Source organism: Streptomyces sp. NBC_01478, assembly GCF_036227225.1.
Classification (GTDB): domain Bacteria; phylum Actinomycetota; class Actinomycetes; order Streptomycetales; family Streptomycetaceae; genus Streptomyces.
Map to the genome: position 1 here is coordinate 10,034,032 of NZ_CP109444.1, position 10,914 is coordinate 10,044,945.

Genomic DNA, 10,914 nt, shown 5'->3' on the forward strand with positions numbered 1-10,914 from the left:
GGTGAAGCAGGTTGTACAGAACTACAAGAGCGGCGAGCTGGCGGTGCTCGACGTTCCGGTACCGGGGTGCAAGCCGGGCGGTGTGCTGGTGCGCAGCGCCTACTCGCTGATATCCACCGGCACCGAGCTCATGAAGGTCTCCGAGGCCGGCATGTCGATGCTGGGCAAGGCCCGCTCCCGGCCGGACCAGGTGGCCAAGGTCATGCAGAGCGTGGCCACCAACGGGGTGCCCGCCACCTACCGCAAGGTGATGGGCAAGCTGGACTCCTACACCCCGCTGGGCTACTCGCTGTGCGGGGTGGTCGAGCAGGTCGGCGCCGGCATCGACGACGTGAAGGTCGGCGACCTGGTGGCCTGCGCGGGCAACGAACACGCGCTGCACGCCGAACTGAACTGGGTGCCGAAGAACCTCTACGCCCCGGTCCCCGACGGACTCGCCCCGCGGCACGCGGCCTTCGGCACCGTCGGCTCGATCGCGATGCAGGGCGTCCGCCAGGGCGAGCCGCAGCTCGGCGAGGTGGCACTGGTCATCGGCCTCGGACTGATCGGCCAACTGGTGGTCCAGCTCCTCACCGCCGCCGGAGTCCGCGTGGTCGGCGCCGACCCCGACCCGACCCGCTGCGAACTCGCCGAGCGCCTCGGCGCCGCGGCCTGCGGCGACCCCGCGTCCGCGGCCGTGGAGGCGGCCGTCGCCGAACTCACCGACGGCCACGGCGTGGACCAGGTGTTCCTGGCCGCAGGCGGCGGCAGCAACCAGCCCGTCGAGCTGGCCGCCCGGCTCGCACGGGACCGCGGCCGGGTCGTCGACATCGGCAAGTGCCGCCTCGACCTGCCCTGGAACGCGTACTACGAGAAGGAACTCGACGTCCGCTTCTCGCGCTCCTACGGCCCCGGGCGCTACGACCCGTCGTACGAGCTGGAGGGACGCGACTACCCGATCGGCTACGTCCGCTGGACCGAGCGCCGCAACCTGGCGTGCTTCCTCGACCTGCTCGCCCGCGGCAGCGTCGACGTGGAGCCCCTGGTCTCCCACCTCGCCGACTTCGACGACGCCGTCGAGACGTACCGGCGCCTGAAGGACGGCGAACTCAAGGCCGTCGCCGTGCTGTTCCGGTACCCCGAGCAGACGGAGGAAGCGGGGGAGCCGGAGGCCCCGGCGGTGGCCGTGCCCGCGGTGCCACGCGGCACCCGGGCGTCCGCCCCGGCCCGGTCCGCCAAGACTCCGGTGCGCCTCGCGTTCGTCGGCGCGGGCAACTACGCGACGTCGATGCTGCTGCCGCACCTGGCGCAGCGCGAGGGCGTCGAGCTGTCGACCGTCGTCACCACGACGGCGCTGTCCGCGGCCAACGCGCAGCGGAAGTTCGGCTTCGCCAACGCGACCACCGACCTCGACGCCGTGCTCGGCGACAAGTCCGTCGACGCCGTGTTCGTGGTCACCCGGCACAGCTCGCACGCCGAACTGACCCGGCAGGCACTGCTGGCCGGCAAGACCGTGTTCGTGGAGAAGCCCCTGGCCCTCACCGAGGACGAGCTGGCCGGCGTACTCGCGGCGGTGGAGGAGTCCGGCAACGACCGACTGCAGGTGGGCTTCAACCGCCGGTTCGCACCGCTGCTCCAGGAGGCCAAGGAGCGGTTCGGCGCCCGGACCGGTCCGGCGAACCTGCGCTACCTGGTCAACGCGGGCAAGCTGCAGCACGGCAGTTGGTACCTCCAACAGGGCGCCGAGGGCTCGCGGTTCGCCGGCGAGGGCGGCCACTTCATCGACACGGCGAGCTGGCTCCTCGACGCCGACCCGGTCTCCGTGTACGCGACGGCCGCGCCCGGCAACGAGGACCTCCAGGTCGTCCTGCGTTACCCGGACGGCTCCACCGCCACCGTCAGCTACGTCACCACCGGCGCCCCCGGTTTCCCCAAGGAGACCCTGGACCTCGTCGCGGACGGCAAGGTGCTGCGGCTCGACGACTTCGTCCGTGCCTCCGTCCACGGCCGTAAGAAGTGGGTCAGTTCGCGGCTGCCCAAGGCCCGGGACAAGGGGCAGAACGCCGAACTCGCCGCGTTCATCAAGGCCGTGCGGACCGGCGGGCCGATGCCGGTGCCGCTGGAGTCGCTGGTCGCCACCACGGCGGCCACCCTCGCCGTGCAGGCCGGCCTGGCCGGCGGCGTGCCGGTCACGTTGGCGAGGACGCCATGACCATGAGCGCGGGCTGGTACCTGCGCCGGCTGTCCCGGATGGGCCCGCGCGAGATCGCGGGCCGGGCGGGCGACACCGTGCGCAGACGGCGCTGGCGGTCGGCGCGGCCGGACTGTCCGAGCGTCACCGGCGCCCGCTTCACCGCCGTCCTGCCCGCGGGCACGGTCGCCGAGGTACCGCCGGACGCCGTGAAACGGCTGGTCGCCGAGGCGGACCAACTGATGGCCGGGCACGGCGAGTTCTTCGGGGTGGCCCGCGACGACCTCACCGACCCGGACTGGTTCCACGACCCGAAGACCGGGCGCCGGGTTCCGTCGGGCTATGCCTTCGACGTGCCGTACCGGAACGAGGAACTGGCCGGGGACATCAAGCAGATCTGGGAGCCGTCCCGGCACCAGTACCTCACCGTGCTCGCCGCCGCCTACGCGGTCACCGGGGACGAGCGGTACGCAGAGCGCGTCGCCGGGCATCTGCGCTCCTGGTGGGCGGCCAACCCGCCGCTGCAAGGCGTGCACTGGATCAGCGGCATCGAGCTGGGCATCCGGCTGCTGTCCTGGGTGTGGATCCGGCGGCTGCTCGACAACTGGCCGGGCGCGGCCGAGCTGTTCGAGGACAACCCGGTGGCGCTCAACCAGATCTGGCACCACCAGCGCTGGCTGGCCGCCTTCCCCAGCCGGGGCTCCTCGGCGAACAACCACGTCATCGCCGAGACCGCCGGGCAGTTCGCCGCGGCCTGCGCGTTCGACTGGTTCCCCTCGTCGGCGCGTTGGCGGTCCGACGCGCTGCGCTCGCTGGAGCGGGAGTTGCGCGCCAACACCTTCGACTCCGGCCTCAACCGCGAGCTGGCCACCGAGTACCACGGACTCGTCCTGGAACTCGGCCTGGCCGCGCTGGCCGAGGCCGACGCCGCAGGCGTGCCGGTGCCCGAGTCGCTCCGGCTGGTGCTGCTGCGGATGACCGACGCCCTCGCGGCCGTCGTCGACAACCGGCTGCGCCCGCCCCGCCAGGGGGACGCGGACGACGGCCACGGCCTGATCCTGGACGGCGAGGGCACCGACCGCTGGGCCTCGCTACTGGCCACCGGCGACGCCGTGTTCGGCCGGCTCGACTGGTGGCCGACGGTCACCGCCACCGACGTGCGCACCCCACTGCTGGCCGCGCTCATCAGGCCGTACGCGAAGGACGGAACCGCCCGCCCGGCGACCAGGCCGGCCCACTTCGCCGACGCGGGGCTCACCGTCCTGCGCGGTCCGGAAGAGATCTGGTGCCGCTGCGACGGCGGTCCGCACGGCTTCCTCTCCATCGCCGCGCACGCCCACGCCGACGCGCTGTCCGTGGAGGTACGGCACGACGGGATCGACGTGCTCGCCGACCCGGGGACGTACTGCTACCACGGGCAGCCCGAGTGGCGGCAGTACTTCCGGTCGACCCTCGGCCACAACACCCTGCAACTGGACGGCGCCGACCAGTCGGTCTCCGGCGGCCCGTTCCTGTGGACCCGGCAGGCCCGCACCCGCGTCCTGGACGTGGACAACTCCGGTGACGGGGTGGCGCGTTGGGCCGCCGAGCACGACGGCTATCAGGGGTCCGTGCACCGTCGTCGGGTGGAACTGACGGCCGCCGACCAGGAGTTGAAGATCGTCGACGAGGTGACCGGCCCGCGCCGGGACGTGCGACTGGCGTTCCACCTCGGCCCGGCGATCGCCGCGGACCTGGTGGGGCACCGCGCGGTGCTCACCTGGATCCGGGACGGCGAGGGGCGTTCCGCGGTGCTCGAACTGCCGGGGCAACTGTCCTGGCGGGCGCACCGCGGCGAGAGCGAACCGCCGTTGGGCTGGTACTCCGCCGGATTCGGGCGCAAGGAACCCACCACCACGCTGATCGGCACCGGATTCGCCGACGGCACGGACGGGTTCACCACCGTGCTCGGGTTCCGCGGCCAGGAGGGCACGTGGGGAACATGAGACGGCACTGGGCACTGGCGGCCGTACCGCTGGCGCTGGTCCTGCTGACGGTCACCGGCTGCGACAGCACGTCGAGCGCCCCGGCCACGACGAAGCCGAACGCCGCGCCGTCCACGGCCACGTCCGCCGCGCGGTCCGTGGCCCGGGTGTGCGCCGACCCCGCCGCCGGACCGGCCAAGGCGCCGGCCGGCGCGGTGACCGTGGACCCCAAGGTGGTCGGCGATCTGGCGGCGAAGACCAAGAACAGCCCTCCGAACACCACGTTCTGGCTCGAGCCGGGCACGCACAAGCTGGAGCGGGACCGCTACGCCCAGGTCATCCCCAAGAAGGGGGACCGCTACCTCGGCGCGCCGGGCGCGGTGCTCGACGGCCGGAAGGTCAACCAGTACGCCTTCACCGGCAACGCCGCCGACGTCACCATCCGCTATCTGACCGTGCGGGGATTCGTCGCGCCGCAGGACGAGGGCGTCGTCAACCACGACTCGGCCGACGGGTGGGTGATCGCGGACAGCACGATCAAGGACAACGCCGGCGCCGGGCTGATGGCCGGTGCCCGCCAGCAGGTCCGCGCCGACTGCCTGCGCGACAACGGCCAGTACGGCATGAACGCCTACAAGGGCAACGGGCAAATCACCGGCCTGGTGGTCGAGGGGAACGAGATCGTCGGCAACAACACCGGTGACTGGGAGCGGAAGCAGAAGGGCTGCGGCTGCACCGGAGGCATCAAGTTCTGGGAGGTCAACGGCGCCGAGATCAGCGGCAATTGGGTGCACGACAACCGTGGCACCGGGCTGTGGGCGGACACCAACAACAACGACTTCCGTATCGAGAACAACGTGATCGAGGCCAACGACGGTGCCGCACTGATCTACGAGACGAGCTACAACGCGGTCATCCGGGACAACACGATCCGGCGGAACAACTGGGTCGAGGGCCGCGAGGCGGCAGACAGCGGCGACAACTTCCCTTACGCGACCGTCTACTTGTCCGAGTCCGGCGGCGAACCACGGGTCCGGGCCCGCACCGACAAGATCGAGATCTACCGGAACGTGCTGGAGGACAACTGGTCCGGGATCACCCTGTGGGAGAACGCCGACCGGTTCTGCAACAGCCCGGCCAACACCTCGTCCGGTGACTGCACGCTGCTGGTGAAGAAGACCGGCAGTTGTGTGAGGCCGGCGATCACCAAGGCGCCGCTCTACTCGGACTGCCGGTGGAAGACCCAGCGGGTGGACATCCACGACAACCGCTTCGTCCTCGACGAGTCCGTCGTCAAGTGCACGGAGATGTGCGACCGCATGGGCGTGCTGTCCAACTACGGCACCTATCCGGACTGGTCGCCGTACCAGGGCGAAGGGGTGGCCGAGGCCATCACCGAGAAGCAGCACAACCGCTGGCACGACAACGTCTACGTCGGGCCGTGGAAGTTCGTCGCCGAGGACCAGAGCAGGGTGCTCGACTTCGGACAGTGGCAGGCGGCGCCGTACCAGCAGGACCAGGGCAGCACCCTCGACCTCCAGGCCGGTGGTGGAGATGGGTGAGAACCTGACGCGCGGACCGGACACGGCGGCGACGCTGCCCGGCGCCGAACCGCGCCCGGCCGGCACACCGAAGACCGTCGGCATCGTCTGGGGACTGCTGATCCTCAACACGCTCGGCTCCGCCGGGGCGAAGACCATCGTCCCGCTGCCCCGCTCCCTCATCCAGATGGTCACCATGGGCTCGCTGGTCGCCGCGTTCGCGCTGGCGCTCGCGGTCAACCAGCGGGTGCGCATCAGGTCCAGCGCCTACGTGCTGCTGCTCTCCCTGCTGCTGGTGTCGAGCGTGATCTCCAGCGCGAGCCTGGAGTCCGGGACGGGCGCGCTGTTCCGCTGCTTCCGGCTGACCCTCTTCGTCGGCACCCTGTGGCTGCTCAGCCGCTGGTGGGACGGCAGCCTCACGTTCGTCCGCTACCACATCAGGGCGTACTTCGCGGTGCTCGGCTCGGTGGCCCTCGGCCTGGTCGTCTCCCCGGGCAAGGCACTGCCCGGCCTCTACGGCGGACGCCTCGTCGGCGCGCTGTGGCCGCTCACCCCGCCGCAGATCGGGCAGTACGCGGCGGTCATCATCGGGCTCACCGCGCTGCTCGTCATCGGCAAACGGACCGACCGGACCAGCGCCGTGCTGGTCATCGTGCCGTCGCTGGTGCTGCTCGCGCTGACCCACACCCGGACGGCCACGCTCGGCCTGCTCCTCGGGCTGGCGCTCGCGATCGGCTCGCTCATGCTGACCAGTGCCGCGGCCCGCCGGTTCTTCACCTGGGCGGTGCTGATCTCCGTGGTGGCCGCGGTGGGCTTCGCCTCCGCGCTGCAGACGTGGTTCCTGCGCGGCCAGAGCCAGGAGAACTTCTCCAGTCTCACCGGCCGGGCCAAGGTCTGGAACGCCCTGCTGGCCGAGCCCCGGTCGGCCGCGGAGAAGGCGTTCGGCGTGGGCCTGGGCGACAAGTCCTTCGGCGGGCTGCCGATCGACAACAGTTGGCTGGCCGTCTACAACGAACAGGGTCTGATCGGTGTCACCCTCGTCGCCGCGATCATCGTCGTGCTGGGCGGCGTCGCGCTGCTGCGCCCGCCCTCGCTGCAGCGGGCCTGCGCGATCTTCCTGATCAGCTACTGCGCGATCGCCTCGTACACCGAGGCCGGTCTCGGCGACGCCTCGCCGTATCTGCTCCATCTGGCCCTGGCCGCCTCGCTGTTGGCGGCGCCCGCCCGGGCCGCCGCTCCGCTCGCCCTGCCCGAGGCCCCGCGCCGGCACATCCCGCGCTGGGCCCGTAGATCGGAGGTGACCTGAGCATGCACGTTCTCGTGGTGCACAACCGCTACAACTCGGCACAGCCGAGCGGGGAGAACAAGGTCGTCGACCAGGAGGTGGAGCTGCTGCGCGCGGCCGGCCACCGGGTCGAGGTCTTCGAGCGGCGCAGCGACGACATCGGCGCCCGCTCCCTCCTCGGCAAGGTCGCGGTGCCGCTCCTGGTGCCGTGGAACCCGGCGGTGCGCACGGAGCTCGCCGACAGGCTGCGCGCCGAGCGGCCGGACGTGGTGCACGTCCACAACGTGTTCCCGCTGCTGTCGCCCGCGGTCCTCGCCGCCTGCGCCGACGCCGGGGTGCCCGCCGTCGCCACGCTGCACAACTACACCCAGATCTGCCCGCCCGGCACGCTCCAGCGGGACGGCCGGCCGTGCACCGAGTGCGTCGGCTCGACGCCGCTGCCCGCCGTCCGGCACGGCTGCTACCGCAACTCCCGCCTCGCGACGGTGCCGCTCGCGGTCAGCCTGTCGGTCAACCGGCGGCGCTGGTGGACCGGCGTGGAGCGTTTCCTCTGCATCTCCGCCGCGCAGCGCGACGTCCTGGTGCGCGCCGGCATGCCGGCCGAACGCCTGTCGGTCAAGCACAACTTCGTCCCCGAACCGGACATCCGCCGGGACGGCGGCGGCGAGCAACTGCTCTATCTCGGCCGGCTCGCGGAGGCCAAGGGCGTACGGCTGCTCATGGCCGCGTGGGACGAGGTCGCGGCCGGCGGCGGCGTGGGCGTCCCGCTCGCGATCGCCGGCACCGGACCGCTGGAGAAGGAGGTGACCGCCTGGGCGGCGGGCCGCGACGACGTGCGCTACGTCGGCCTGCTGGACCCGGCGGAGTGCCGCAAGGCCATCGCGCGGTCGGTCGCCGTGATCGCGCCCTCGACCTGGCTGGAGGCGTTCGGCCTGGTGGTCGTGGAGGCGATGGCGGCCGGGGTGCCGACCGTCGCCGCCGGCCACGGCGCCTTCGTCGAACTCGTCGAGGACGGCGTCACCGGGCTGCTGCACGAGCCGGGCGAGGCCGCCTCGCTCGCGTCCGGCATCCGCCGGATCACGGCCGACCCGGACCGCAACGGGGAGATGGGCCGGGCCGCCCGGCGCCGCTACGAGCAGGGATTCAGCCCGGCCGTCGGCCTGGAGCGCCTGCTGGAGGAGTACCGCACCGCGATCGCGGGACGGTCAGCACTGGTTCGCGATGGGGACACCCACGCGAGCAGGGGGGATGGGGACAGCAGATGACACGATGCCGACTCTGCGGCTCGGAAGCGATGGCGAGCGTCGTCGACCTTGGGGCGACACCGCCGTGTGAGAGCTTTCTCGCCGCGGACCAACTGGACCTGCCGGAGCCGGCGTACCCGCTGCACCTGCGGGTCTGCACCGACTGCTGGCTGGCGCAGATACCGCCGCTGATCACGCCGGAGGAGACGTTCAAGGAGTACGCGTACTTCTCCTCGTTCTCGACCTCCTGGGTGGAGCACGCGCGCACGTTCGTCGACGGCGCCGTACAGCGCCTCGACCTCGGCACCGACGCCTTCGTGGTCGAGGTCGCGAGCAACGACGGCTACCTGCTGCGGCACGTGGTGGACCGGGGGATCCGCTGCCTGGGCATCGAGCCCTCGGTGAACGTCGGTGCCGCGGCGCGCGAGGCGGGGGTGCCCACGTTCACGGACTTCCTGAGCCCCGACACCGGCTCGGCCGTCCGCGCCGAGCACGGCCCGGCGGACCTGGTCGTGGCCAACAACGTGTACGCGCACATCCCCGACGTGGTCGGCTTCACCCAGGGGCTGCGCGCCCTGGTCGCCGACGACGGCTGGGTCTCCATCGAGGTGCAGCACCTGCTGACCCTGATCGAGGAGAACCAGTACGACACGATCTACCACGAGCACTTCCAGTACTACACGGTCGCCTCCGCGATCCGGGCCCTCGCCAGCGGCGGACTCGCCCTCGTGGACGTCGAGTTGCTGCCCACGCACGGCGGCTCCATCCGGCTGTGGGCCCGCCCCGCCGAGGTCGCGGGGGAGCCCTCGCAGCGGGTGGCCGACGTACTGGCCCGCGAAAAGGCCGCCGGGCTCCAGGAGTTGGCCGGATACACCGAGTTCTCCGCCCGGGTCGCCAAGGTGCGCCGGGACCTGCTGCGGTTCCTCATCGACGCGGCCGAGCGCGGCGAGACGGTCGTCGGCTACGGCGCCCCCGGCAAGGGCAACACCCTGCTCAACCACTGCGGCATCCGCCCCGACCTGCTCGCCTACACGGTCGACCGCAACCCGTACAAGCACGGCCGGTTCACCCCCGGCACCCGCATCCCGATCCTGCCGCCCGAGCAGATAGCGGCCGACAAGCCGGACTACGTCCTCGTCCTGCCGTGGAACCTGCGGGCCGAGCTGGTCGAGCAACTGTCCTTCGTGCACGAGTGGGGCGGCCGGCTCGTCTTCCCCATCCCGGAACTGAGCATCGTCGAGGCGGCGCAGTCGAAAGAGGTCACAGCATGAAGGTCGTCCTGTTCTGCGGCGGTTACGGGATGCGCATGCGCAACGGAACCTCCGACGACGTCCCCAAGCCGATGGCGATGGTCGGACCGAGACCGCTGATCTGGCACGTCATGCGCTACTACGCGCACTTCGGGCACAAGGAGTTCATCCTGTGCCTCGGCTACGGCGCCCACCACATCAAGGACTTCTTCCTCAACTACCAGGAGACGGTGTCCAACGACTTCGTCCTGCGCGGCGGGCAGACCGAGCTGCTCTCCACCGACATCGCCGACTGGACGATCACCTTCGCGCAGACCGGCATCGAGTCGCCCATCGGGGAGCGGCTGCGCCGGGTGCGCCACCACCTGGACGGCGACGAGATGTTCCTCGCCAACTACGCCGACGTACTGACCGATGCCCCGCTGCCGGAGATGATCGACCGGTTCGCCCAGCGCGACGCGGGCGCGTCGATGATGGTCGTGCCGCCACAATCCTCCTTCCACTGCGTGGAGTTGGGCGAGGACGGCATGGTGGGCGGCATCACCGCGGTGAGCGACATGCCGCTGTGGGAGAACGGCGGCTACTTCGTGCTCCGCCAGGAGGTCTTCGACCACATACCGGAGAACGGCGACCTGGTCGCCGACGGCTGCGCCCAACTCGCCAAGCAGGGACGGCTGGTGGCACACCAGCACCGCGGCTTCTGGAAGCCGACCGACACCGTGAAGGAGCGGGCCGCGCTCGACGAGGCCTACACGCGGGGCCACCGCCCGTGGGCCGTGTGGGAGCGGGACAGCGCGGAGGTGCGTGCGTGATCAGGCTCGGGGCCGGCCGGCTCGACCGGATCGTCGTCGTGGGCGCCCACTGCGACGACATCGCCATCGGCGCCGGCGGCACCCTGCTGACGCTCTGCAAGGCGCGGCCCGGCATCCGCGTCGACGCGCTGGTCCTCTCCGGCGGCGGCAGCGAGCGTGAGCAGGAGGAGCAGGCCGCGCTCACCGCCTTCTGCCCGGGCGCCGACCTGCGGCTGACCGTGCACAAGCTGCCGGACGGCCGGCTGCCCGCGCACTGGGAGGAGGCCAAGGCCGCGGTCGAGGAACTGCGCGAGCGGACCGAGCCCGAACTGGTCCTCGCCCCGCGCACCGACGACGCCCACCAGGACCACCGCGGCCTGGCGAAGCTGATGACCACCGCGTTCCGCGACCACCTCGTGCTCGGCTACGAGATCGTCAAGTGGGACGGCGACCTCGGCCGACCGACGGCGTACCAGCCGCTGGAGACGGAGACCGCCGAGCAGAAGGTGCGGCTGCTGCAGGAGCACTACCCCTCGCAGCGGCACCGGCCCTGGTACGACCGGGAGGCCTTCCTCGGCCTCGCCCGGATCCGCGGTATCGAATGCCACGCGCGCTACGCCGAGGCCTTCGCCGTCACCAAACTCACGCTCAACCTGGGGGGTTGAACAC

Annotated in this window: 8 protein-coding genes; all 8 read left to right on the forward strand. The window is 71.5% G+C overall.

Annotation, left to right across the window (positions count from 1 at the left end; genetic code table 11):
- The first annotated feature begins 1 nt into the window (after window position 1).
- From OG223_RS44860 to OG223_RS44895, 8 genes are read left to right on the forward strand one after another with little or no spacing between them, the layout of a single operon-like run.
- A complete protein-coding gene (locus OG223_RS44860) occupies window positions 2-2,191 on the forward strand; it encodes a bi-domain-containing oxidoreductase (RefSeq protein ID WP_329262152.1) in 2,190 nt (729 codons plus the stop codon).
- On the forward strand, window positions 2,188-4,155 hold the full coding sequence (locus tag OG223_RS44865; protein ID WP_329262155.1) for a heparinase II/III family protein: 1,968 nt from the start codon (window positions 2,188-2,190) through the stop codon (window positions 4,153-4,155). The genes OG223_RS44860 and OG223_RS44865 overlap by 4 nt, the downstream gene beginning before the upstream one ends.
- Window positions 4,152-5,696 carry a right-handed parallel beta-helix repeat-containing protein gene (locus OG223_RS44870; RefSeq protein WP_329265814.1) on the forward strand — a complete coding sequence of 515 codons (1,545 nt, stop codon included), beginning with the start codon at window positions 4,152-4,154 and terminating at the stop codon, window positions 5,694-5,696. The genes OG223_RS44865 and OG223_RS44870 overlap by 4 nt, the downstream gene beginning before the upstream one ends.
- Complete coding sequence (locus OG223_RS44875) at window positions 5,689-6,981, forward strand: O-antigen ligase domain-containing protein (protein WP_329262158.1); 1,293 nt, start codon at window positions 5,689-5,691, stop codon at window positions 6,979-6,981. The genes OG223_RS44870 and OG223_RS44875 overlap by 8 nt, the downstream gene beginning before the upstream one ends.
- Window positions 6,982-6,983: 2 nt before the next feature.
- Window positions 6,984-8,225, forward strand: a complete 1,242-nt coding sequence (locus OG223_RS44880; protein WP_329262162.1) for a glycosyltransferase — start codon at window positions 6,984-6,986, stop codon at window positions 8,223-8,225.
- A complete protein-coding gene (locus tag OG223_RS44885) occupies window positions 8,222-9,475 on the forward strand; it encodes a class I SAM-dependent methyltransferase (protein ID WP_329262165.1) in 1,254 nt (417 codons plus the stop codon). Before OG223_RS44880 ends, OG223_RS44885 begins: the two co-directional genes overlap by 4 nt.
- Window positions 9,472-10,266 carry a sugar phosphate nucleotidyltransferase gene (locus OG223_RS44890; RefSeq protein WP_329262168.1) on the forward strand — a complete coding sequence of 265 codons (795 nt, stop codon included), beginning with the start codon at window positions 9,472-9,474 and terminating at the stop codon, window positions 10,264-10,266. Before OG223_RS44885 ends, OG223_RS44890 begins: the two co-directional genes overlap by 4 nt.
- A complete protein-coding gene (locus OG223_RS44895) occupies window positions 10,263-10,910 on the forward strand; it encodes a PIG-L deacetylase family protein (protein ID WP_329262170.1) in 648 nt (215 codons plus the stop codon). Before OG223_RS44890 ends, OG223_RS44895 begins: the two co-directional genes overlap by 4 nt.
- Window positions 10,911-10,914: the final 4 nt, after the last annotated feature.

Bases quoted from the DNA above. Each gene is read 5' to 3' on its own strand.
- OG223_RS44865 (WP_329262155.1), top strand. From the start codon at position 2,188: ATGACCATGAGCGCGGGCTGGTACCTGCGCCGGCTGTCCCGGATGGGC.
- OG223_RS44870 (WP_329265814.1), top strand. From the start codon at position 4,152: ATGAGACGGCACTGGGCACTGGCGGCCGTACCGCTGGCGCTGGTCCTG.
- OG223_RS44875 (WP_329262158.1), top strand. From the start codon at position 5,689: ATGGGTGAGAACCTGACGCGCGGACCGGACACGGCGGCGACGCTGCCC.
- OG223_RS44880 (WP_329262162.1), top strand. From the start codon at position 6,984: ATGCACGTTCTCGTGGTGCACAACCGCTACAACTCGGCACAGCCGAGC.
- OG223_RS44885 (WP_329262165.1), top strand. From the start codon at position 8,222: ATGACACGATGCCGACTCTGCGGCTCGGAAGCGATGGCGAGCGTCGTC.
- OG223_RS44890 (WP_329262168.1), top strand. From the start codon at position 9,472: ATGAAGGTCGTCCTGTTCTGCGGCGGTTACGGGATGCGCATGCGCAAC.